The 22508-nt window shown below is 59.6% G+C and carries 22 protein-coding genes and 1 pseudogene; 17 read left to right on the top strand and 6 right to left on the bottom strand.

Features of this window, described 5'->3' with window-relative positions:
* Positions 1 to 24: 24 nt before the first annotated feature.
* Together AC51GR_RS08095 and AC51GR_RS08090 are read right to left on the bottom strand one after the other, a co-directional pair.
* Entirely contained in the window at positions 25 to 921 is an 897-nt protein-coding gene (locus AC51GR_RS08095; RefSeq protein ID WP_496324072.1) for a transposase, read from the bottom strand.
* A gap of 122 nt (positions 922 to 1043) precedes the next feature.
* Positions 1044 to 1439, bottom strand: coding sequence for a hypothetical protein (locus AC51GR_RS08090; RefSeq protein ID WP_496324071.1), 396 nt, complete (start codon positions 1437 to 1439; stop codon positions 1044 to 1046).
* Between the two features lie 548 nt (positions 1440 to 1987).
* On the opposite strand from AC51GR_RS08090, the gene AC51GR_RS08085 reads away from it, so the two are divergent.
* The 4 genes from AC51GR_RS08085 (at position 1988) to AC51GR_RS08070 (ending at position 5962) form a co-directional block, all read left to right on the top strand.
* Positions 1988 to 2239, top strand: coding sequence for a ferredoxin (locus tag AC51GR_RS08085; protein WP_496324070.1), 252 nt, complete (start codon positions 1988 to 1990; stop codon positions 2237 to 2239).
* On the top strand, positions 2236 to 3594 hold the full coding sequence (locus AC51GR_RS08080; RefSeq protein ID WP_496324069.1) for a cytochrome P450: 1359 nt from the start codon (positions 2236 to 2238) through the stop codon (positions 3592 to 3594). The genes AC51GR_RS08085 and AC51GR_RS08080 overlap by 4 nt, the downstream gene beginning before the upstream one ends.
* A 117-nt stretch (positions 3595 to 3711) precedes the next feature.
* Positions 3712 to 4980: an amidohydrolase family protein gene (locus AC51GR_RS08075; RefSeq protein WP_496324068.1), complete on the top strand. Its 1269-nt coding sequence runs from the start codon at positions 3712 to 3714 to the stop codon at positions 4978 to 4980.
* Positions 4981 to 5179: 199 nt separating this feature from the next.
* Positions 5180 to 5962 carry an enoyl-CoA hydratase/isomerase family protein gene (locus AC51GR_RS08070; protein ID WP_496324067.1) on the top strand — a complete coding sequence of 261 codons (783 nt, stop codon included), beginning with the start codon at positions 5180 to 5182 and terminating at the stop codon, positions 5960 to 5962.
* A 67-nt stretch (positions 5963 to 6029) separates the two neighbouring features.
* On the opposite strand, the gene AC51GR_RS08065 is transcribed toward AC51GR_RS08070, so the two are convergent.
* Complete coding sequence (locus AC51GR_RS08065) at positions 6030 to 6419, bottom strand: hypothetical protein (RefSeq protein WP_496324066.1); 390 nt, start codon at positions 6417 to 6419, stop codon at positions 6030 to 6032.
* A 184-nt stretch (positions 6420 to 6603) separates the two neighbouring features.
* Positions 6604 to 7371, bottom strand: coding sequence for an SDR family NAD(P)-dependent oxidoreductase (locus AC51GR_RS08060; protein WP_496324065.1), 768 nt, complete (start codon positions 7369 to 7371; stop codon positions 6604 to 6606).
* 503 nt (positions 7372 to 7874) lie between these two features.
* Here AC51GR_RS08060 and AC51GR_RS08055 point away from each other — a divergent pair.
* The 7 genes and pseudogenes from AC51GR_RS08055 (at position 7875) to AC51GR_RS08025 (ending at position 12329) form a co-directional block, all read left to right on the top strand.
* Positions 7875 to 9401 (top strand): ABC transporter substrate-binding protein, encoded by a 1527-nt coding sequence (locus AC51GR_RS08055; RefSeq protein ID WP_496324064.1) that lies wholly within the window; start codon positions 7875 to 7877, stop codon positions 9399 to 9401.
* Between the two features lie 49 nt (positions 9402 to 9450).
* Positions 9451 to 9882 carry an SDR family oxidoreductase gene (locus AC51GR_RS08050; protein WP_496324063.1) on the top strand — a complete coding sequence of 144 codons (432 nt, stop codon included), beginning with the start codon at positions 9451 to 9453 and terminating at the stop codon, positions 9880 to 9882.
* Positions 9883 to 9917: 35 nt separating this feature from the next.
* A pseudogene (locus tag AC51GR_RS08045) lies at positions 9918 to 9974 on the top strand (hypothetical protein); the annotation flags it as partial.
* A 33-nt stretch (positions 9975 to 10007) separates the two neighbouring features.
* Positions 10008 to 10229, top strand: a complete 222-nt coding sequence (locus AC51GR_RS08040; RefSeq protein WP_496324119.1) for a hypothetical protein — start codon at positions 10008 to 10010, stop codon at positions 10227 to 10229.
* Positions 10230 to 10241: 12 nt separating this feature from the next.
* Positions 10242 to 11165, top strand: coding sequence for a TIGR03619 family F420-dependent LLM class oxidoreductase (locus AC51GR_RS08035; RefSeq protein WP_496324062.1), 924 nt, complete (start codon positions 10242 to 10244; stop codon positions 11163 to 11165).
* Positions 11166 to 11229: 64 nt separating this feature from the next.
* Positions 11230 to 11508: a hypothetical protein gene (locus AC51GR_RS08030; protein ID WP_496324061.1), complete on the top strand. Its 279-nt coding sequence runs from the start codon at positions 11230 to 11232 to the stop codon at positions 11506 to 11508.
* On the top strand, positions 11484 to 12329 hold the full coding sequence (locus tag AC51GR_RS08025; RefSeq protein WP_496324060.1) for a hypothetical protein: 846 nt from the start codon (positions 11484 to 11486) through the stop codon (positions 12327 to 12329). The genes AC51GR_RS08030 and AC51GR_RS08025 overlap by 25 nt, the downstream gene beginning before the upstream one ends.
* 1713 nt (positions 12330 to 14042) lie before the next feature.
* On the opposite strand, the gene AC51GR_RS08020 is transcribed toward AC51GR_RS08025, so the two are convergent.
* The gene (locus AC51GR_RS08020; RefSeq protein ID WP_496324059.1) at positions 14043 to 14249 is read right to left on the bottom strand and encodes a hypothetical protein; all 207 of its coding nucleotides are present in this window, start codon (positions 14247 to 14249) and stop codon (positions 14043 to 14045) included.
* A gap of 571 nt (positions 14250 to 14820) precedes the next feature.
* Between AC51GR_RS08020 and AC51GR_RS08015 the strand changes: the two genes are divergently transcribed.
* On the top strand, positions 14821 to 15552 hold the full coding sequence (locus AC51GR_RS08015; RefSeq protein WP_496324058.1) for a DUF1643 domain-containing protein: 732 nt from the start codon (positions 14821 to 14823) through the stop codon (positions 15550 to 15552).
* A 370-nt stretch (positions 15553 to 15922) separates the two neighbouring features.
* A complete protein-coding gene (locus AC51GR_RS08010) occupies positions 15923 to 16591 on the top strand; it encodes a hypothetical protein (RefSeq protein ID WP_496324057.1) in 669 nt (222 codons plus the stop codon).
* A gap of 111 nt (positions 16592 to 16702) precedes the next feature.
* Here AC51GR_RS08010 and AC51GR_RS08005 read toward each other — a convergent pair whose 3' ends face one another.
* Positions 16703 to 17374, bottom strand: a complete 672-nt coding sequence (locus tag AC51GR_RS08005) for an IS3 family transposase (protein WP_496324056.1) — start codon at positions 17372 to 17374, stop codon at positions 16703 to 16705.
* A gap of 72 nt (positions 17375 to 17446) precedes the next feature.
* On the opposite strand from AC51GR_RS08005, the gene AC51GR_RS08000 reads away from it, so the two are divergent.
* The 4 genes from AC51GR_RS08000 to AC51GR_RS07985 all read left to right on the top strand — a co-directional run bounded on the left by AC51GR_RS08000 (position 17447) and on the right by AC51GR_RS07985 (position 21741).
* The gene (locus AC51GR_RS08000; RefSeq protein WP_496324055.1) at positions 17447 to 18481 is read left to right on the top strand and encodes a hypothetical protein; all 1035 of its coding nucleotides are present in this window, start codon (positions 17447 to 17449) and stop codon (positions 18479 to 18481) included.
* Between the two features lie 47 nt (positions 18482 to 18528).
* Positions 18529 to 19908 (top strand): hypothetical protein, encoded by a 1380-nt coding sequence (locus AC51GR_RS07995; protein WP_496324054.1) that lies wholly within the window; start codon positions 18529 to 18531, stop codon positions 19906 to 19908.
* A gap of 90 nt (positions 19909 to 19998) precedes the next feature.
* On the top strand, positions 19999 to 20757 hold the full coding sequence (locus AC51GR_RS07990; protein ID WP_496324053.1) for a hypothetical protein: 759 nt from the start codon (positions 19999 to 20001) through the stop codon (positions 20755 to 20757).
* 369 nt (positions 20758 to 21126) lie between these two features.
* Positions 21127 to 21741 (top strand): hypothetical protein, encoded by a 615-nt coding sequence (locus AC51GR_RS07985; protein ID WP_496324052.1) that lies wholly within the window; start codon positions 21127 to 21129, stop codon positions 21739 to 21741.
* Positions 21742 to 22508 lie beyond the last annotated feature (767 nt).

The raw sequence follows: 22508 nt of genomic DNA, 5'->3' as shown, positions 1-22508 counted from the left end.
CGGTAGATGTCAACCTGTGTGGAGTCATTTTGTGGCGGGTTGGGGTCCGGTGGAGTTGATTCCTGACCAGTTCGGGGCGGGTGGGGCGGTTGGTGGTTGGCGGAATCGGTCTGGGTGTTCGGTGTAGTAGGCGTCGAGTGCTTGTTGCCGGCGGCGGTGGGTTTCTCGCCAGGATCCGTCGTGGACGTCGTTGGGTGTGTAGAGGCTGATGCCGCTGTGGCGGTGGTGGTTGTTGTACCAGTCGGTGTAGGTGGTGACGTAGTCGCGGGCGTCGTTGAGGGTTTCGAAGATGCCGGGGAAATGTTTGCGGTGTTTGAGGGTTCGGAACTCTGACTCGGAGTACGGGTTGTCGTTAGAGACGCTGGGACGTGAGTGCGATTCGTTGATCTTGTTGTTGCCGAGCATGGTTTTCATGGCATCGGAGCGCATCGCTGATCCTGAATCTGCGTGTACCCATTGGGGTTTGGTTCCTTCTGTGGTGAATGCGGTTTCGAACATTTCCACTGCCATGTAGTCGAGTTCACGGTTTTCGACGCGGTTGGCGATGATCTTGCGGGAGAAGATGTCGATGATTGAGTACACCTTGAATGCTTGTCCGCGGTAAGGGGCTTTGAAGTCGGTGATATCCCAGGACCAGATTTGGTTCGGTCCGGTGGCCAGCAGTACAGGTTTTTCGCGGGGCCCGGTTTTGGTGCGGTGGGTTTTGACTGGTCGCTGTGATTGTTCCAAGGCTGCGGCGTAGCGCCACCAGGTGCGGCGTGAGCCGACTGTTATGCCCTGGTCCCAGGCGGTGGCGTAGGCCTGGTCGACGGAGTCGCCGCGCGTCCAGGCCCGTAGTACGTGCTCCTCGATCGTGGTGATCTCGGTCAGATTCAGTGCGTGTGGTTGGTGGCGTTGGGGGTGTGAGATCGGGTTGCTCACCCGGTTTCGGGGGCGTTGGCGGTATTGCCAGGTTGACCGTGAAATATTCAGTACGGCAAGGGCTTTGCGTTGGCTCATCCCGGGTAACTGTGCAAGTAGGGTGACCAGCATGTTTTCGGAGGTCAGGAACTGGGTGGCTCGGGTGGAGTGGGGGTGTCGTCGGGCGTGTGCTCGCTCCACTTGTGCATGAGCCCGATAGCTTTTCCCAACGCGTCGTTGGCCGCTCGTAAGGAGGAGTTTTCCTCGTGGAGTTCGGCCAGTTGCGCGTCGTGTTCGCGTTGTTGTTGGGTCAGGAGTTTTTCCAGATCCTCAAGTCGAGCAGGGTGGCTGGTCATTCCTCGAGTCTTGCGAGGTACGAGGTCGCGGTCAAGGTCGCCGTGGAGATAGGCGCTGCGCCAGCGTGCTAACTGTCGGAGGCTGAACGGTTTGTCCTGCAGCCAGGCGGTCTTGCTGCCGTGGCGCTGTTGCAGGTAATCGAGGACGAACTCTCGTTTCTCATCGGTGGTGAAGGCGAGCATCGGGCTTCCTCTCGGTGCGGTGACTCACCTTGAGGCTGACACGGAGGGCTGAGAGCAGTTTCGGCACGCTCGACGGTCGGTTGGGCACGCTCGACGGCCGGTCCGCCGTTGTCGAGGTGACCGGTAACGCTTATCCAAACAAACTCTCGCACAGGGTTTTCGGACGAACGAGCATTCTCATTGACGGTGTTGTCCGTTCATAGGTCATCACGGTTCGACATCATCGACGGAACGCAATTCGCCGCGGGCACCATACTGAAAACAGTGCCCCCGCAGCGGTGGCCGATGGGCGAACTCGGTTGCGGTAGAGCATCTCTCGATGTCATACATCCAGGTTTATTTCTCCGAAAACCTTCACATTCCGCTCGCCCACCGGTATGGTGGGTCCAGATCAGTGATTTGCGTCACGGGCGCTGTGAATCATGCGCCTGCCCCCAACTTCGCGGCTTCTGCCTGCACACCCGCAGCGATAGCGCGTCGTCCAATGAAGCCGACAGAATCGTAATGATGCGAACTCACAGCATGATTCAGCTACGAGAGAGGCAATCGTGAAGGTAAAGGTCAACCCGGAACTATGCCAAGGGCACACGTTGTGCGCGATGGCGGCACCGGACGTCTTCGAGCTCAGCGATATCGATGGCCACGCCACGGCAATCGACGGAGATGTTCCCACCGATCTCGAGGAGAGCGTGCACGAAGCAGTCCGTTCTTGCCCTGAGCAGGCAATCACCATCTATCCGAGCGACTCCGATTCCGTGAGTTCCACCGCCGCCAAGACACCGGAGAGGACTACCCGATGAGTACCGATGACGTTGCCGCACAAAATAGTCACAGGTCACCTGTGTTCCAGTTCGATCGGCACGCAGCGGACTACCGCGACAACTTCTCGAAGATCACCGAGGAGATGCAGTCCAAGTGCCCGATGGCCTGGTCAGACACCCACGGCGGCCACTGGGTGGCCGCCGGTGCGGAGGAGGTCTTCACCCTTGCCCGTTCGGCCGGATTGTCCAACGACAATGACATCAAGGGAGTCCGCCGCGGATACAAGGGGATCATGATCCCCACTGCGGTGAGGTCGGCAGGGCGCATCCGTGGTGGCATCCTGGAAATGGATGACCCCGAGCATCGCGAATTCCGTGCGGTCCTCAATCCGTATCTGTCCCCGGCTGCCATCAAGAAATGGGTGCCCATCATCGATGAGGTGATCCGGGCCAGCCTCGACGAGAAGATCGAGTCGGGCAGCATCGATTTCATCGACGACCTGGCAAATATCGTTCCGGCGGTCATCACGCTGGCCATGCTGGGTATCCCGGTCACCAAGTGGGACACCTACTGCGAACCGGTGCACGCCGCCATGTACACACCACCGGATTCGCCCGACATCCAGCGGATCAGCGCGTTACACGCGGCTATGGGACAAGACCTGCTCAGCAATCTCCACGACGTCCGGAAGAACCCGCGACCAGGGCTCATCGACGCGATCGCCCGCGCCACCATCAACGGGGAAAAGCCCGACGACAACGAACTCCTCGGTGTCATCAGCCTTCTCATCGGAGGAGGGTTCGACACGACCACCGCCCTGACGTCCCACGCACTTGAATGGTTGTCACAGAACCCCGACCAGCGGGAGATCCTCAGCCGAGAGCGCGACACCATGCTGGATTCGGCGACAGAAGAGTTTCTGCGCTTCTTCTGCCCGACTCCCGGCGACGGCCGCACATTCTCCGCCGACGGCGAAATCAACGGCATCGAGTTCAAGGAGGGTGAGCGCCTGTTCCTCTCATGGGCGATGGCCAACCGGGACCCCTCTGTCTTCGACGAACCCAACAAGGTCGATCTCGAACGTACAGCCAACCGACACTTGAGTTTCGGACTCGGTGTCCACCGTTGCATCGGATCAAATCTGGCCCGAACAGTGTTCAAGCGCATGCTCGTGGCCGTGCTCGATCGGATGCCGGACTACCACTGCGATCCCGAAGGCGCCGTGCATTACGACTCCATCGGCACGATCCAGGGCATGCGTCAGCTACCGGCGACTTTCACGCCCGGCCGGCGGATCGGAGCCGGACTCGACGAGACGCTCGCAGAAGTTCAGAAGATCGTCGATGAGCAGGCCCTCGCCGCACCCATCACCGCACAAAAAGCAGGGTCTTGATTTGTCAGTCCGGTTGCCGCATGCGCGCAGGGGTCCGGGTCGATATGAGTTCGAACCTCGGCCCTATTCGCGTGCCTCGCCGTCAACGCCTTTGTCCGACCCAAGAAGGGATTCCCAATGAACATTGACGACATGGTGATGGTCAGCATCGACGACCACGTGGTCGAACCCGCTGACATCTTTGAAAAGCACTTCCCCAAGCACCTTATGGACCAGGCGCCGAAACTGACCGCCAATCCACGGAACCCGCGGGTCCAGGCCTGGCAGTTCCAGGACACGGTGGTCGGCAGTTCCGGACTCAACGCCGTCATCTCCTGGCCGAAGGGTGAATGGGGCATGGACCCCACCGGGTACGCCGAAATGCGACCGGCCGTCTACGACATGGACCTGCGCGTCAAGGACATGGATGCCAACGGCATCCTCGCGTCCACATTGTTCGCAACCTTCCCCGGCTTCGCCGGCACCCACCTGGCGAGCCTGCCCGACAAGGCCCTATCGCTGGCCGCCTGCAGGGCGTTCAACGACTGGGTGGTCGGCGAGGTCCCCGACGCCCATCCCGGTCGCTTCATCCCGCTGGGCATCCTCCCCTTCTTCGACATCGACGAATCGGTCAAAGAGGTCCACCGCCTTGCCGCCATGGGATGCCGGTCGATCAGTATCCCCGAGACGCCCTATGGGTCGGGCTACCCCGACTTCGCGTCCGGCTACTGGGACCCGATCTTCGCCGCCTGCGTGGAACACGGAATCGTCCTGAGCCTGCACATCGGCGGCGGCTTCAGCCTGATCCAACGGCCGGAAGGGGCCAACATCGACAGCATGATGGTGTTGACACCGCTGATCTCCACCATCGCCGCAACCGACATCATGCTCAGCGGGGCCTTCCAGAAGTTCCCGGCGCTCAAGATCGCAATGAGCGAGGGCGGAATCGGTTGGGTCGCGCCATGGCTCGACCGACTGGAGCGCAACATCGTCAATCAGTCCTGGACCGGATTCACCTTTCTCCCCAAGGGCAAATCACCCACCGACGTGTGGCGAGACAATTTCCTCGCCTGCTACATCACCGAGCCCAGCGGGCTGAGCAATCGCAACAAGCTGGGAATCGACACCATCGCCTGGGAATGCGACTACCCGCACTCGGACTCCACCTGGCCCCGGTCACCGGAGATCCTGAAAGCCGAGCTCGACGATTCCGAGTGCTCGGACGACGAGATCAACAAGATCACCCATCTCAATGCCGCGAAGTTCTTTGACTGGGACCCGTTCAAACATATTGCGCGGGAGGACGCAACAGTCGGCGCACTCCGTGCTCGCGCCACGGACGTCGACGTCACAGAGACGTCCAAAGAGGAATACCGCCGCCGATACGAACTCGCTGTCACGCAGTAGCAGCCGCAACGACAGCGCTTCGCTGGTTGAAATGAGGGCTAGCTCACCGATCTACTCCGCTCCGGGCCTGCCACACCGGATGGTCAGGCCGTAGGAAAAGTACTCATCGACCTGACGGTGTGAGACCCAGTTCACTTCCACACCCCCACAACAATCGCCGAGACCCAACGGTCGCAGAAATGAATGGAGTGCACTTCCTATGGGAGATGACTTAGGAGCCAACGGTTTACGATTCGAGCGCGACGGTTCCATCGGATGGTGCACCATAGACCGTCCTTCTGCTCGAAACGCATTCACCCCGGCAATGTATTACGGACTGAAACGAGCGGTTCGCCTCGTCAACTCCGATCCGGACCTGGCCGCGCTGATCATCACCGGGGTCGACGACGTATTTGCACCCGGTGGTGATCTCGGTGGACGCACCGAACCGGGCGACAACCTGCCGGAGGGCCTTTCGGGCGGCGATGTCGTGCCGTTCCTAACCATTCGGGACAGCCGCGCACCGGTGATCTCGGCCGTCAACGGAATCTGCCAGGCCGGCGGACTACTGGTCGCGATGATGTCCGACATCGCGGTCGCCAGCGACCGGGCCACGTTCCGGGTGCCCGAACTGCTGCGTGGGATCCCGGACGCGACCTTCGCGGCCGCATTGCCTGCACATGTCGGCCTTGCAGCGGCGCGCGATTTGATCCTCTCCGCACGCAGGTTCGATGCCGCCGAGGCACTCCGACTCGGAGTCATCTCGAGGGTGGTGCCGCATGAGAACCTGAGGTCGGCCGCACTTGAGGCGGCACGTGAGGTGCTGCAATCCGCGCCGATCGCGCGTGCTCAGGTCAAGCGAATGCTCAATGAGCGCTATGGGTTATTTGATTACGAGACAATGTTCGGTGCGCTCGAAACATCACCGGAGCCACGAGAAGGAATGCGGGCATTCATGGAAAAGCGCGATCCCAATTGGGTTCCCGCAAATTTGCCGAGTTGACCGGCACAAAGTAATCGAGGCCGTCATCCTGAGATGACGGCCTCGAACTTTTTCTACCTCGACACAATCAACGCGGCTTGGTGTATTCCGACTTCACCGCCATGATACGCATCGTCGGGATCGGTCCATAACTCAACGAATCCGACATGTTCAATTGCTTCGCCGCAGCAGCGATATGAACGTTCTTTTTCGCTTCATTGGGATCGCCCTCGAGTTCGTAGAGCGTCACCGACGGACCGCCGTCGGGATCCGCCGGCACAAGTCTGGTTCCGGCGACAAATCCATCGAGCGAGACCACCTCAGGGATGTGAATCTCGTCGTACCATTTGTTGAACTCATCCAGACGATCAGGATGGGAAGGATGTGATTCGACGAGTAAGTAGTGCTTCATGTGTATTCCTGACTGTAGATGTGTTGGTGAAGAAAAAGATTCAGACTCGTACGACCCAGCCGCCATCGATGTTGAGGGTATGGCCGGTCATCCAATCACTGCCCGACGAGACGAGGTACAGCAGACCTGGATTCAACTCCTCCGACTCCCCAAAGGGGAAAGGAATTGCGTGCTTGACCATTTCTTTGAGCTCCGGTGACGATGGCCACTTTGCCTTTCAACAACTCATTGTCGGTCATGTTTCCTTTCACTAGACTTTTCGGGTGACTCCACCATCGACACGAATGATCGACCCGGTGGTGAAACTTGATGCAGCACTGGCCAGATGGAGTGCAAGTGGGCCGATCTCTTCTGGACGCCCCATGCGACGAAGGGGCACGAACGGCGCATCCTCGCCCTCGGCCGGAGCCCAGGACTTCGAGATGTCAGTCAAGAACGGGCCGGGAAGAATGGCGTTGACTCGCACCGTCGGCGCGAACGCCTCGGCCAATCCGACTGTCAGAGCGTTGAGCCCGGCCTTGGCACACGCGTAGGGCAGCTCCCTGACGCTGGCAACCAATGAGCCCGCAGTACCGATATTGATGATGGAACCCCCGCCGCTCTCGGCCATGTGGGTTCCGGCACGGACGGCCAACCTGAAGGGCCCCTTGAGATTAACGCCGAGTGTCTTGTCATACAAGTCCTCGGTGATATCGTCGAGATTCTCGTAGGGCGGTGACATGCCTGCGTTGTTGACCAGCACGTCGAGTCTACCGAAGTGTTCCAGTGTCCGATCGATCAGACGCTCACAGTCATCCCAACGACCGACATGGCATGCGACCGGGAGTACCTTGCGCCCAGTCGATTTCATCACCTCGTCAGCCGCGCGTTCGCAGGAGTCGAGCTTCCGCGAGGCGATCACGACGTCGGCTCCCGCTTCAGCGAGGATCTGGACGATCGCCCTTCCTATGCCACGGGATCCACCCGTGACTATCGCAACTTTCCCGGTCAGGTCGTGGAGATGTTCCAAAGTGTTCACAGAGACCAATCATGCCCGACGCGAACGCCTTTTGAATAGACCCCTATCGCTGTGGAGAATTTAGTTCTCAATGCAGGTGCGCGATGCCTCAGAACTCGGAAAAAGCGGCATTCGTGAATTGCGTATACTAGCCATGAGCAACGCCATTGGTGCTCTGATTCGACTATTGTTGTTGCGAAATGTGATGCCAATCAGCCCGCGGCAGCCGAAAAGGTCTACTGGCATACCGCGACACCGAGAAGTTTCCGCTCAGCTGTTCTCTTTCTCTGCGAGTTGTGTTCTCCTACTATGGTCACGCGCTTGATTCGGATGTCGCCGGAGCACTCCGTACCCGGAACCGGTTCTCGTAACCAGTCGGCGAATTGCTTGCGTGGATCTCCGCTCCCCCAGCCCCACCTCGCACATTTCTCATCCGTGTTCCTGAGGCCCCAACTCTTCTCGAGAGGTCGATGATGTTCCGATCCAGATATCTTCTTACTGCGGTGGCGGCGGCGTGCTCCGCCATGCTGCTCTTGAGCGCCTGTGGCAGCACGGATTCCGAGAACCCTGGCTCAGGATCAGCGGTCGACGCCGGCGATCCGGTGTCGGGCGGAACGCTGCGCACGATTCAGATGGGTGAACCGCGCAGTCTGGACCCCGCCGCCCTGTCGAATACCTGGGCGCATCAGCCGATACTCGGAAACGCGCTCTACGGGACGCTGATGATCAACAACCTCGAGACACTCGAGGTCGAATACAACATGGCAACGGGCTTCGCAACCACAGATGGGGGCAACACCTTCACGCTCACGTTACGGCCCGGTCTCACCTTCACCGACGGCACTCCGCTCGACGCCGCCGCGGTCAAGTTCAACTGGGACCGACTGCGCGACCCCAACCTGGGGTCCACCGCGATCCGGCAAGCAGCACAGATCAGTGGCTCCGAAGTGGTCGACCCGACGACACTGACAGTGACGTTGGCAGCACGCAATCCACATTTCGCGCAGGGTGTACTGACGACCTCGATGAACTGGATCGCCTCGCCGACGGCTTTGCAGAAGGGACCGGCTGCGTTCGACAAGGATCCCGTCGGCGCCGGCCCGTTCACCCTGACCAATTGGAGCCGCCAAGATCTGATCGAGCTCGAGAAAAATCCTGACTACTGGGATGCACCCAGGCCCTATCTCGACAAGATCAACATCCGCACCGTCGTGGATACCGAGCAACGCTTCAACACAATATCCACAGGCGGCACCGATCTCGCCATGGAAACAAGCTGGTCCACTCTGGACAAGGCAGAAGCTGCCGGTATCCCCACCGAGACCGTGCCGGTCGGTGGTGGCCAGCTCCTGATCATGAACTCCGATCGCGCACCGTTCCAGGACGAGCGGGCCCGCCGGGCCGTCGCACTCGCCGTCGATCCGGAAGTGATCAATGCAACCGTCTACTTCGGTGCGGGCCAGGTGCCCAAGACACTGTTCCCCGAAGAATCGCCATTTCACAGTGACATCCCGCTCAATGAGCTGAACAAGGACGAAGCTCAGAAGCTGTTCAACGAACTTGCCGCAGAGGGCAATCCGGTCTCCTTCACATTCCTCGCGTACCCAACGACCGAGACGAAGGGTGCCGGCGAATCAGTGCAGGCACAGTTGAGCGAGTTCGACAATGTCAACGTAGAGGTCGAGGTCGGCGACTACGGTGCCGTGACCGCACGGGCCCAATCCGGCGACTTCGACATGATCGTCTCCTCCGCGATCCCCCAAGATCCGGACTACGCACTGTGGACGGCATTCCATGGCGACTCTGCCGGGAACTTCTCCGGCCTCGACGACCCGGAACTCAACGACGCCCTGGACGCCGGCCGCTTTGCTGAAGGAACAGAAGAGCGGAAGGCGGCGTACGAAACCGCTCAGGAGCGGCTCGTAGCGTTGGTACCGGCGTCGTGGTACATCCAGGCCGCGCCTTCGGTGATGCACACGAAAAACGTGCACGGAGTGCAGTTGTACACCCTCGGATCGCCACTGCCCGAAGAGATCTGGATGACAAAGTAGCGTTCTGCGCTTTCCTGACTCAACCAAGATCCTGATCGGAGTTCAACGTATGGATCTATCCTGCGCGAGACACGCATTCATCACCGGTGGTGCAAGCGGTATCGGTCTCGGAATCGCAGGCGCACTGGCCGATCACGGCATATCGGTGACCATCGCCGACATCAACCAGAAATCGTTGGATGCGGTCACCGGTTCCCGAGGGGCCGGGTTCTGTGGAGTCGCGCTCGACGTACGCGATCGAGCCGGATGGGCAGCGGCAAAGGCCAAGTCGGAAGCGGTTTTCGGACCGGTGGACATCCTGGTCAACAATGCCGGAATCGGTTTCAACGGGTGCGATGTGATCGACATGGACCCGGAGACCTTCGACATGCTCATCGCAATCGACCTGACCGGAGTGTTCAACGGCGTCGCAACCTTCGGCCCGGATATGCGCGCACGAGGGGGCGCGCATATCGTCAACACAGCTTCGGTGATGGGTTGATCTCGGGCGCCCCAGGACGAGGCGCCTACAGCGCGGTGAAGAGCGCCGTCACTGCGCTATCTGAAGCTCTGCGTACCGAAATGGCGCCGCACGGCGTCGGAGTGTCTGTGCTGTGTCCTGGTCTGGTGACGTCGAACCTCGACCAGAACACTGCACAGTTGGGTGGCCATGTCTCCGACGTCAGCCATACCAAGCCAACCGGAAGCAGCGGTATGGACCCTGCAACGGCGGGTGACCACGTGGCCCGGGGCATCGCGCAGAATCTGCCGTACATCATCACGCACCCGCAGTACCTCCAGAACATCGAGATCCGGATGGACACCATTCGCATGTCCGTACCGGGATAGGACGGTACCTCGATGGAGAACAACGGCTGTGATGGCGTGAATCGAGGCGATGCTTCCAGGCCTGCGGTCGGACTGCACTACGGCGGCACCGATCAGTCGATGCCTCTTGTCGACCTGGCCTTAGCTGCCGAACAGCGCGGGTTCGGTTCCCTGTTCCTGCCCGAACACTCGCACATTCCCAGTGCGCGGCGGACGCCCTTCCCCGGCGGCGGAGAGATGCCGGAGCGCTACTTCCGTTTGTGGGATCCATTCGTCGGTCTCGCACAGGTGGCCGCGACGACGGATCTGGTGATCGGGACCTGCGTCGCACTGCCCGGCGGGCATGACCCGATCACCTATGCCAAGGCGATTGCCACCCTGGATGTCATGTCGGGCGGCCGATTCGTGTTGGGTGTCGGGTTTGGTTGGAACAACGAAGAATTCGAGGACCACGGCTTCGAGGCTCAGTCGAAGTACGGTGTTGTCACCGAAAAGATAGCTCTGATGAAGAGGCTGTGGACGGAGGATGAAGCCTCCTTCAACGGTGAACATGTCCGTTTGTCACCTAGCAGGGTCTGGCCCAAACCCGCACAGGGACCGCACCCGCCAATCCTGCTGGGGGCCCGGGCCAGTCGGATCAACTTTCGCCGCATCGCACAGTGGGGTGATGGCTGGATCCCGATGGGCAACGATACGGTCGAGATCCTCGGAGACCAACTCCCCCAACTGTACTCGGCGTGGGATGATGCCGGTCGCGACCGCGCAGATCTGCAGGTGACCGTGCTCCAGAAGATTCGGCCCGACGTCGGCGACGTCGTCGAGAGGCTCGCGGCAATGGGCGTGCAACGCATACTCATCGACATACCCACCGCCGGTGAGAGCGCCATCCTCCCCCTCCTCGACCAGGTCGCCGCAGCAACTGCTTTGCAGTCCCGGCAACCCCTGCACCGGCGATGACCCTGTACCGGTGATGAACACAGCAACACCCTTCGCACACACCTACCCTCACGCAGGAGAACCGATGTCTTCCCAGAACGCCACGAATGCCGCAGACTGGACACACCGTGGCGGCGTTGGCTACCCCACCGTCGACGAGCAAGATCTGCGCCATCTGCTCGCAGGTGGGCGCCGGCTCGTCGGTCTGATGACCACAGGCTCTTCCAGTGACCAGGTCGAGGACGGCTGGGCCGTGATGGTTGATGCCGTGTCCCACCCACTGACAGTGGCGCGCGACATGACGTTTGGGAAGCTTCATGAGGCACTACAATCGCTTTCATGCGCTCCCTTGCACAGGCCCTGACCGTCGCCGCTCTGACCGCGCTCGCTGCATCCGGCGTCCAGACCGCTGCGGCGGCACCGGCACCGGTTCTCGACGACAACGGGGCCATTGTGGCGCCGAGCAGCACCCAGATCTCGTTCGCGCATTCGCCCACCGGATTCCGCGCGGGAACGGTCAACGAGCACGAATCCCGTGCGGGTGTGTCGATCGTCAAGCTGTATCTCGCGGAATACGTCTTCCGGTACGGCGATCCCGCCGACCACGCCGACGCCACAGAGATGATCCGGGCGTCGAACGACGGGATCGCCAATCGTCTGCACGCGAAGTACCCGCAGGCGATCTCGACGATCGCCGACGAGTTCGGTCTCACGGATACGCACGTGGCCGGGTACTGGGGGAACGGGACCACCTCGACGCACGACATGGTGACCTATCTCGAAACGAAGAAACGCACCGACCCGAATTCGCCGGTACTCGCCGCGATGTCATTGGCTTACGACACGGCCGCCGACGGCTACGCGCAGGACTACGGAACCGCACTGTTGGCGGGGGTTGTCGGAACGAAGTGGGGCTGGAGCGACGATCGTTCGTTCAACGCTTCCGCGTCGTTCGGGCCGGACTTCTCGGTGGGCGCCTCGACTTACGGATCTGCGGCGCAGCTTTCGGCGCACGTTCTGGCTGCGTTCACCGATGGGGGTCCTGCCGCCCCGGAGACGGGCTTTCTCCTGACCGATTGCCCGGCAGCGAGCTGGCTCGCCGACGATCCGGTCCTCGCCGTGCCTGCGCAGGATCTTCTCAACGGACTTCCGCCCGAAGTCGCAGCTGCCTTCTGCAGAGGCTGAGTCTTTCCCTGACGACCTCCTCCCCCTGACGACGCCCGAGCGTTCGTCGCCTGAGGTTTCCCGCCGTCTCCGCGTGAGGATCAAACGAGCCGGTTGGTGCCGGACGTGGCGAACTGGTCGAGCAGGCATTGCGCCGCTTTCTTGTCGGTGGGTTTACGGTCGAGCCGAGGCTGGACCAGACGCGGATGATTCGGGTCAGTGACGTAGAGCTGCGGTTCGGCTTGACGGGAAGGCCCGGCCCCGGCACAACCTTCTATGGCTCCGAACTTGACAGTGGATAGAACGAAGACCGTGAACCAGACAAGATACGCAGAACGGACAGTACCCACCGCGATCGGCGTCGGCCGCATCGTATGGGGTGCGACGACAGTACTGGCACCAACACGCGTTCACCGCGCCCTCGGGGTCGACTACCCGGGACCAGACCGCGGCATCTGGATCAAAGCACTCGGCGTTCGCGAGATCGTCATTGGCGCTGCAGCCCTCCACCCTGACCAGACCGTTAGGCAAGCAGTACTACAGGCCGGTATCGCGATGGACCTCGTAGATGCGGCAGTAGTCGTAGCAGCCGCCCGCAACGGTCTCCCCCGTCGGGCCGCCGGAATCGGAGTCCTACTCGCTGGCGGCACTGCGGTCCTAGCCGCCGTGGGCCCGTCGTTGCTGCGCCGAGCTGGGCTAGGCAAATCCTGACATCGGAACCGCCACGGGCGTCGACCCCCACGTAGACACACCCGATCCACCTCAAGCGGTAACTCGACGTAATCTACGCTATCGGCCGCCGCCCCAATCGAGCATTACCGTTTCCCGGTACGCAGAGGGTACGCAGCAGCACCGAAATCACCCACACTCGCCCAATGGGACAAACGCGAATATTGCTCCCCCACTGAATGATCCATCAAACCTCAACAACGCCAGCAATCTGCAAACATCCACGACCGCAGGTTCAAAACCCGTCCAGTGTCAGTTCGAGTCTGACCGGGGGCACAAAACCGCAGGTCACAAGCGGTGCATAGGACTGCTAACAGACCCGGTATGCAGGGGGTATGCAGGAGGTCTGACGAACGCCCGTTCTGAGCGAGTCTTAACCACGGGCACAAAACCGCAGGTCACAGCAGTGCTTAGGATGGCTAAAGTAAAGGCTGTGCAGCCGGTACGCAGTGGGTACGCAGGAGATTCAGCAATCAGCTCTGCCTCGGCGGCCAGATTTGCGATTCAGCGAGTGGCCATACCTCGGGGCGAATACGCCTCCTGGGCCGGCCACAGCTGGGAAATTGCCGCCGCCGTAACCGATCTGGTGAGCGACAACCTTGAGCCCCGTGACCCGACTGCCGACGCCACTCAGCACGAATTGAGCCCCCTCGGCGCCCATCACGCCACTGAACGGATTTCTCACGGGCAAAGTTGCCCATGCGCCGAAAACCGAAGTCCACCACATGACGGACCCAGGTCACCGACACCAGCCGCCCGATCCCCTGCCGCGCGGAGCAACGATCGCCATTCGTCGAACTACCGCAGGATGCAACTGAGGCAACAAGCACGAAAGTAACCGATTTCGAACCGATTCGAGGCAGCCCGACGTGACGGGAACTCTAGCTTCCGGGCGACAGAAGGTGCACCATCGGCGTAACGTCCCGTAGCGCAATACGTTTCACACCATTGACGAAACATACCGGTGTCACTGGTGCGCTTGATCGCCTGGCGGCGCAGACAAACTCAGGTGCGTTTCGCCGTGCGCTGCACTGATGTCGAAACGATGTGCTGAACGCCGGCAACGACGACTGCGATCACAGCTAAGGGAATGGCAAGCATGAGTTGCCCCCAGAAGTCCACCCAGTTTGCCACTCCGATGAACCCCAGGATCGCGTAGATAACCACCGCAAACCACGACACTGCCCGCAGCATCGCCACGGCCGCCAGCACCAATGGAGTTGCCAAAAGCAGACCCAGCCCAACCGGTGGCCCTACGCCCATTACGTGTAAGACCGAATCGTCGCACCACGTGGCCCCCGGTTCACGACCGAAAGGGAGCGCACCCTCGGGGCCGCACGATGTGGCCCTGACGTTTGACATTGGTGAGGTGCCTACCCAGACGGTGACCGCCACGACCAGCAAAGCCAACAATATCCACACAACACGTATGACGACCACACAGCAGTATAGGCAAGGGGATCGCGTGGCCCGGGAGTATATGCGTAGCAAGAATGCGTCCAAGCTACTTAGAAGACGCACTTACGGCCCCATTATTGAGGTCACAGCGGGATGCGATCACCGCCGGCTGTTGCGCCATTGGACGCCGTGTGCGAGAGATGCTCCGGGAGCCACACATCGTTCCGTACTGCACCCAACCCGGAGCCGACCACGGGCATGCCCGCGTCAGCCTGTACTCCGCCCATCGGTGCAGCGGAGAGTTCGGGACCGACGACCAATGGTCAATCAGCGGTGCCCTCCATACAGTCGATAGACCGATCTGAACAAGGAAGGTTCCAGTTCGATGTCCGCGATCATTTCTGACGACGGCCTATACCGATACTGGCTCCGACGCGACCTGACTCCAACACTCTCGAATTGTATGTACGAAGCCCTCACTTGCACCTTCATCATGCTCAATCCCTCGACCGCAGACGAAAACGACAACGATCCAACCATTCGGCGCTGCATCCGATTTGCGGACTCTCTCAGATGCACCGGACTCGAGGTCGTCAACCTGTTTGGCTACCGCGCTACCGACCCCGCCGAACTGCGCAGAGTCAACGATCCAGAAGGCCCGGACAACACCATCCACCTACGAGTCGCACTCGGCACACCCGGGCCCACGATCGCCGCATGGGGCCGCAATCGCACCACCGGACAAAGTCGCGAAGATTCTGGAGATGCCTGGCGCCGACAATCTCTATTGCCTTGGCACCAACCACGACGGAAGCCCCCGCCACCCCCTCTATCTGCGTGCAGACGCAGCACTCAGCGCGTGGCACCCGCGCGCTGTACAGACGAGGTCCGCACACGCACCGGAGCAGCTCGGCTAAAGGGAATCCGAAAGTCGCTCCCAGCAGTGCGGACAGTCGAACGAGAGCTGACCAGCAGTCGCTCTCACCGGCAATTTCGCCACGCGCGGGAACGGTTGGACCGCTGGTTCGAACACCCAGCCGCGGAATCCGGACGGCAGGGTCGTAGACGAACAGCCCGATCCCCATTTGCTACGCGTAGTCGGCGGCCTGTGTGCTGAATCCGCTCGCACTGAAAAAGAGGAGTGATCGGTCTCACACTCCACCGCGTGGTGAATGTGGGTGCATTGGGCAGCGTACTCGTGGTATGTCGCGACGGGTTCGAGGGCATTTCCCGACCGGCAACCAACAGATTCCCTGGTCGGATCGACCGTTAATCTGACAGTTCCCACGCATCTGTGATCGATCGCCGATCAGTCGACACGACAGTCCGATGGCCAGTCATGTACCGGGACGGCTCGAGCCACCTGGTTCTTTGTTATGACCGTCTCCGCGAGCACTGGTCTCATCACCCCACGGACTCCGCCATCAGAAGAACCGCAGAGGAGCACGTTCCGCATTCGAACTGCGTAAGCGTGCGATGATCCGAGTATGTGGGGTGAACTTTGGGAGTATCCATTTCTTACTACTGTATGGGGAACTCCAGCGGCATGGGCGGGGTCGTTGCTGACTGGCGTCTCAATCGCCGCTGCGGCGCGCTACTACATCAACGACAAGAAGCGCGAAGATACTACGCAAGCTGCACGCATCAGGTTCTCAATCGACAAAGACTCGATTGTCGACGAGGATTCGACCATCAGAGTGGTTGTTCACAATTACTCCGATGATCGGATACATGATATTGCCTTGCACAAGGATCGAATACCGCTCGATATAGTCGCACTTTCCTATAGAAACTCATTCTTCAGTAGAGCGCAGCAAACAGAAATGTATGAACGCTGGAAAAAGCTACCCAAGAAACAGTATGAGGCGTTTGCGCTGTCTGAGGGTAAGGTTGAAGCTGGCGAGTCCAAGCCGATCGATCTTCAAGACCGGGGACAAGAGCACATCGAATACTGGATCGAGTTCTACGACGCCGAGTCGCGCCGTTGGAAGTTACCCCTTGGCGGCAAGAAGCCGGAGCGGTTGCCAGAAGATACGGACGCCTCGCTAAAGCGGCAGGACATACTGCTCCGCCCAAAGGCAACTAAGCATATTCGACGGTTTCGTCGAGATACCAAGAAATGGCTGAAGACAATCAATTTAAACCCACCTTCTTGATCAGCATCGAGCCATCGTCCCGTACCGCCTTATAGGTGATCGTTGCGACTTCGTCCCCCACGCTCCCTGTCGGATGACAGGCGACATGAGACTGGTGACGGAAAGTTACAACTAGCTAGAAGTGGGACTGTTTCCAGGGGTCTGTGCGATGTCGCGTGTCCCCAGTAGATGAGTCCACTGGTCGGGGCTGATGTTACCGATGTAGCGTTGAACACGGGCAGTGTTGTAGAAGGTGTCGATCCAATTCGCCATCGCCACCACCAGTTCGAACGTTGTTGCCCATCGCCTGGTGTTGAGCAACTCGACCTGCATCCGCCCCCAGAACGCCTCGATTACCGCATCGTCGAAACAGTCGCCTACCGACCCGAATGACGGCGTCAATCCTGATCGGCGTAGATTCTCACCCCAGCTCCAGGAGGTGAATTGCATTCCTTGATCAGAATGCAAAACAGTTGCACCACAAAGTGATCGTTCCCGAACGGCCATGTCCACCGCGTTGTTCACCAACGCGGTATCGGCGATCGTAGAGAAGGACCGCCCGACGATCTTCCGAGAGAAGCAGTCAATCACCGCACAACAGTAGGCTTTCCCGTCACGAGCGGGATGCTCGGTGATATCGGTGCACCATAGTTCGTTCGGCGCGTCTGCGGTGAAGCTCCGTTCGACCAGGTCAGTTGGGGTGTACACGCCCACCAGACTCGGTCTTCGGCGTTTGGGAGTCGGTAGCCCGACCAAGCTGCGCTCTCGCATTAATGCCCGGACGAGTTTGCGATTGACGATCATGTCGACTCGTTGAGCAGGGTCGCTCGTACACGGCGAATGCCGTAGCTGCCGGCGGATCGGTGATGGATCTCGGTGATCGTGTCGCCGACGCTCAACCGACGAGTCTCCCGGTCAGAGGGTTTCCGGTTGTTGTTGTACGTCCAGTTTGATCTGTTCAATCCAGCTATGCGACAGGATGATCGGATCGAGTGTCCGCGCGCGATCAGTCGGTCAGCGATCGCGCGTCGGCGTTTTGGGGGACACCACTACCTGCTCGTTGAACAGTTCACACACGTGCCGCGTGAGCTTCAGATCCGCTTCGAGTTGCGTGATATGTTTTCGAGCCGCCGCGAGCTCGTCGGCCTCAACACTGCGCACGCCCGGTCGATCGCCGGTGTCGATCTGGGCTTGCTTTTTCCAGTTGAACAAAGTTGCCTGCGAGATGCCGGTCTCTGCGGTGGTCACAGCGACTGGCTCACCGGCGAGCATCCGATCGCAGAGTTGTCGGCGGACGTCGATCGGGTACGTGAGGGGCATCGTGACCTCCTGAGATCACTGTGCTCCAAACTCCAACAAACCCTAGTCAACAACACGGGCACACATCAACGCGGATCTAGAGCCACGGGTAACCGGGGCGATCTCAAGGCAACCATGAAAGACCTTGACACAACGGCGGAAAACTTCAAGCTCCTGCTCCAACACATCGTCCTGTGGCAGCGCGAAGCCGAGCGCGCCGAGTCCGTTCAGAAGATCTCCGGCCGCGTAAACCGCGCCAAGAATGATTTGGCCCGCACTCACGACGGCCAAGCCCGGGGCGAGGACGTAGCCACACTCATCGAGGAGATCGGCAGCCAGCTCGACGGGAGCCCCGAAGCCGAGGACCTTCGCGCCGAGATGCGCACATGGTACGCAAGATTCGAACTCGACACGGACCCGCGCAAGCACGTAGCCGACTTTATGGACTCCTCAAAGCGCTCGATGGCCTCGCCTACAAGGCCGTCCGAAAGGCCGCTTGCCGCTAGCGCGTCCTACTTGGAGCACCGAATCAACCGCGGTGCGCCGTCGCCGGCGGGTCTGCTTCTCAGTCAACGCGACCGAGCCCACCAAAATCCAGCAGAGTTCGCATAGAACGACGACCGACCATGGCTCTATGCTGACCTGCAACCACACCCATCATGGAGGGCGACAAGTTGACCATCGCTGGCGACGACGGGAACGTCTTCGAACCTTCAAGCGATCCCGACAGCGCTAGTGCGGATGTCGTCTCGGAAGGATCCAACGTATGCCGCGCTGCAGCGTTATCGAACATGTTGCAACAAGCAATAACGGCTGTACGCACTCTGGCCCCCGAATACCGAGCGCTTGGGTTCTCCGAATCGCTCATCGATCAAGGCGACCTGAACTGGCGTGAGCGCGATCCGTTCAACGCTCGACAACGCGACACGAGTCTGATTCTCGGCGACGACCTCGACGAGACGCGGATACGCGCATGGATGCAGCTCAATGAGTCCACCGACCCGAGAGACGCGGTCACATTCCTGATCGCAATGCTCGGCAGTTCACTCGAACGCGAATCAGCCGCAGCCGCGGCGGCACTCTGGCGCGGCCTTAACTTCGACGTGCCAAGCTGGCCACCGCAAGACCCGCAGCCTTGGTATCTCTACGAACAGCTCGCTTTCGATCTCGACTTCGACCGTCTCGACCCGCCGTTCGGACCTTGGTTCGGCTGGAATCGATCATTCCTACCGAGCGACGGAGACCCCGGAATCGAGTGGGAACCAGACCGCTGGCGCGAGGTCTACTACCGCGGGACCTCCCTGATCAGCGGCTCTGGCAACACAGACTCCAGATACATGGATCGCTTCGTGGTAGCCATTTTGGCGCGGGCGCGCCTCGATGATGCCATCAGGTCGACTGACGCGATCGTCCGGTCGCTTGCGTTCGCAGCTCTTAGTTCTGCCGACGAAACCGATGACCCGGTCGATGAGCCGCCTCGCAAACCGACCACCGCCCCCGGAGCTTTGGTCGTGTCGACCATGATTCACGGCACCTGGGGTTGGAAGGGCGACTGGTGGCGTCCTCAGGGAGACTTCCACCGGTTCATCCTGCACAACCACCGCCCGAACCTCTACAGCCGCGGCGCCAAGTTCAGTTGGAGCGGCGCATACAGCAACCGCCAACGTGCCACGGCAGCAGACGATTTCGTCGAATGGGCATATGATGTCGCGCCCCACGGCCTCCAAACCGTGTTTGGTCACAGCTACGGGGGCGACATCGCCGCGCGAGCCGTTGTCGCTGGCGCTCGAATCCACGAACTCGTCCTACTCAGCGCACCAGTCACAAAACACGTGGATACTGCGGTCAAATCTGGTACACCTACGGTCGATATCCGACTGCCCCTCGATCCGGTTCTCGCGATCGCGGGCACCCGACAACGCACAACTCCCTTGCCGAACGTGACCACCGTGCTTCTCCGATGGCAACTCAACCACGGAGCAACACATAATGAACGTATATGGGTATCTGAAGATATTGCTCGCCGTAGTCGCCTGTAGCCTGTGGTCGCGCACCGCGTCCGAACTTCCGACCGTGACAACCACGCCGAGGCGAGCCCATGATCGTGGTTTCGTGCTAGAACGGTCCTCGTGAAACAAGACGTGCGATCCATCAACCTCACCGACGTCGAGCCACCCGTCGGTAGAGCAATGCTGAACTGGATGGAGTACGGACGCTACCAAGCCGCCCACCAGATCATGACCTACCGTGGCGCCGATGCCATCTTGGCCGATCCGAATAGCAGGCCCAATCTTCGCGAATTCACAGATGACACGCGATCGCGCGGCTTCCCACACCTCCACGCACAGTCACTCATTGGCTTGTTCGGAGCTTTCGAAAGCTTCGTCGATGACCTCATCATCGACCTAATCACTGACAACCCAAAGGTGCTGACCTCCGGTCTTTTTGCTGAGCTAACAGCGAAAGACTCATCCTTGGAAACAAGGATGAGTGACTACGATGAGTTGCTCTATTACGCGAAGCCACTTGCTCTCAAAGCGCGGAAGAAGGCTGTGACCCGTTACGAAGCACTACTAGAGCTCGTGAATATGCAGGGTGAGATCACACCGCTTGTCAAGGATGCGGTCGACGACGCGCAGTTGGTTAGGAACGTCTGGGCACATCGGGCGGGGATCGCCGACAGTAGGTTCGTCGCAAAGTCCAGGAGTCTAGCGGCTCCGCAGGGAGAGCTGGTCGAACTCTCTTCCCTCGAATATCAACGCTTCGCAAACGGCATCTTCATGTACGCCACGATCGTCCTCTGTAGACACAAACCGACGTTTCGAAATTACTCGTTTAACAACTCGCCCCAGTATGAAGGAACTCTCGAACTTCTTGGATTCAAATAGGTTTCCGCACCAGAAAAGTCCAGCCGACTCATCATGTGATCTTCCTCCGTCGTCAGGTCCTCTGGACGCGGTGCTATCACCGAATCGAAGGCGACTTTCGTATCACCTTAACCGTCAAACCCGAGTCCTCCCGATTGGTTACTCGATCTGCTCCGCCGAGTGCCGCTCCGTCCGACTACGATGTCTACCGTCCTTCCAAACCCCAGGTCGGATCGACAAACTCTCATAAAACTCGCGGACTCATGTACAGGTGACGCCCCAGGTCGGGATTAGCCGATTGTCAACTGTAAATAACTAGTCTACATACTTTAGCGAAGGTAAATATCCATTGAACGTCAAGGCCACTTGAGCTGGTGCTACGGTTCCCGCGTGACGGAATCCCCAGTCCCCGAGCCAGAGCCAACCTCCGAGCACAACGACAGCGGGAGCAGATCGAATGAGTTCAAGCTCGGAGTCATAGCTGTCGTCGCGACTCTGCTGGCCGCCTTCACCGGAACATTCTCAGGAATATTCACCACCACATATCAAGCGAACGCTGAGCGGAAGCAAGCACTTTCTGAGTTCCAACGCACAGAGGTGCGAGAAGTAACGAGCGATTATCTGAGCTCTTTCGATCAGGTTCTCGAGTCCGCGGTCGCGATTGAGGTCGCCATCACCGCCTATTGGCGCGATTCGAACTACCCATTCGAGTTCTCCGACCAAGTCGACGACTTTACAGTGGCGGTCAACGAACTTGGCATCAAGTCCTCTCAGATTGAACTTGTGGGATCCGACACAATGGTCACGGTTATATCCGAGATCAGCAAGATTGCGAGCCACGGAATGCTCACTGTCAGCACCGCGAACTCACTCTGGTACGCAGCTGGCACATCCGATGCTGTCGCCAAATCAGCGACGACAGATGAACTGGCGGATATGGATTCGCGTCTACGAGTTTTACGAACTGAGTTCGTTGTCAAGGCCCGCGAAATCTTGGGGCGCTAGCGCTCGCTGCGACGACCGGGAACAGCACACACCGCCAGTTGCCGCGGACCGAAACGCCCGCCATATTCGTAGTCCAGGTTGATGGCCTTACCGTTATTTCGCGAATATACGTCGCATTTCATGAAGAAGTTCTGTATCAGTGGGACAAGGTCGCCGTTCTTTGGCTCGGAGAAATTGCAGAACTTGCGCACCCTTCGCCCTGCGCCGTGGACGATTCCTTCTACCTCGAAAACACCGCTCTTATCCCACGCCTGACATACGAAAGGGGCTGTACCCATCCCACTTCCGAGAATACAACGGGATTGATCCCTTCGGTAGTCGACCAGAGAAGAGCTTGTCAATCTCGAAGAGCGAGGACTTCCCCCTCAACATCCAGGATGTACATCACGTCCAGACTATCCGCGGTCGCAAGAAAAACTCACTACCAACGCACAAGAAGTGACACCACTCGAACACGACATCGATGCAGGATTTCGGCGACCAGGCGCGCTATGACTTGGCCCGGTATGCAGTGGGTATGCAGCATTTTCAGCTGCAGCGTCCATCGCCTTTGCAATGCGGTCAGTTCGATGCGCGGGGCCGCTGCAGTAGAACCCGTCTCACAAGCGGGAAGTTCCGAAAGCACATCTGGCATTTTCGATGAGCCTCATCACCTCCATCCCGATGAAGGCGTGCGCCTACATTGCCAGCACCGTGCCTGTCGTCGACAGCCGTTTCTGTCACCCTGCTCGAATAAGATGAGATCCCACTAGATCCCCTGACTCAAA

The organism is Williamsia sp. z71 (assembly GCF_059553375.1).
Note: the sequence above shows the minus strand (reverse complement) of the source record. Positions and strands in the feature narration are given on the sequence as shown.

Excerpts from the sequence above, each read along its gene's own strand:
- AC51GR_RS08015 (WP_496324058.1), top strand. The coding sequence starts at position 14,821 with ATGTCCGCGATCATTTCTGACGACGGCCTATACCGATACTGGCTCCGA.
- AC51GR_RS07995 (WP_496324054.1), top strand. The coding sequence starts at position 18,529 with ATGGAGGGCGACAAGTTGACCATCGCTGGCGACGACGGGAACGTCTTC.
- AC51GR_RS08070 (WP_496324067.1), top strand. The coding sequence starts at position 5,180 with ATGGGAGATGACTTAGGAGCCAACGGTTTACGATTCGAGCGCGACGGT.
- AC51GR_RS08080 (WP_496324069.1), top strand. The coding sequence starts at position 2,236 with ATGAGTACCGATGACGTTGCCGCACAAAATAGTCACAGGTCACCTGTG.
- AC51GR_RS08005 (WP_496324056.1), bottom strand. The coding sequence starts at position 17,374 with ATGATCGTCAATCGCAAACTCGTCCGGGCATTAATGCGAGAGCGCAGC.
- AC51GR_RS08075 (WP_496324068.1), top strand. The coding sequence starts at position 3,712 with ATGAACATTGACGACATGGTGATGGTCAGCATCGACGACCACGTGGTC.
- AC51GR_RS08035 (WP_496324062.1), top strand. The coding sequence starts at position 10,242 with ATGGAGAACAACGGCTGTGATGGCGTGAATCGAGGCGATGCTTCCAGG.
- AC51GR_RS08010 (WP_496324057.1), top strand. The coding sequence starts at position 15,923 with ATGTGGGGTGAACTTTGGGAGTATCCATTTCTTACTACTGTATGGGGA.
- AC51GR_RS08030 (WP_496324061.1), top strand. The coding sequence starts at position 11,230 with ATGTCTTCCCAGAACGCCACGAATGCCGCAGACTGGACACACCGTGGC.
- AC51GR_RS08090 (WP_496324071.1), bottom strand. The coding sequence starts at position 1,439 with ATGCTCGCCTTCACCACCGATGAGAAACGAGAGTTCGTCCTCGATTAC.
- AC51GR_RS08050 (WP_496324063.1), top strand. The coding sequence starts at position 9,451 with ATGGATCTATCCTGCGCGAGACACGCATTCATCACCGGTGGTGCAAGC.
- AC51GR_RS08065 (WP_496324066.1), bottom strand. The coding sequence starts at position 6,419 with ATGGCGGCTGGGTCGTACGAGTCTGAATCTTTTTCTTCACCAACACAT.
- AC51GR_RS08055 (WP_496324064.1), top strand. The coding sequence starts at position 7,875 with ATGCTGCTCTTGAGCGCCTGTGGCAGCACGGATTCCGAGAACCCTGGC.
- AC51GR_RS08025 (WP_496324060.1), top strand. The coding sequence starts at position 11,484 with ATGCGCTCCCTTGCACAGGCCCTGACCGTCGCCGCTCTGACCGCGCTC.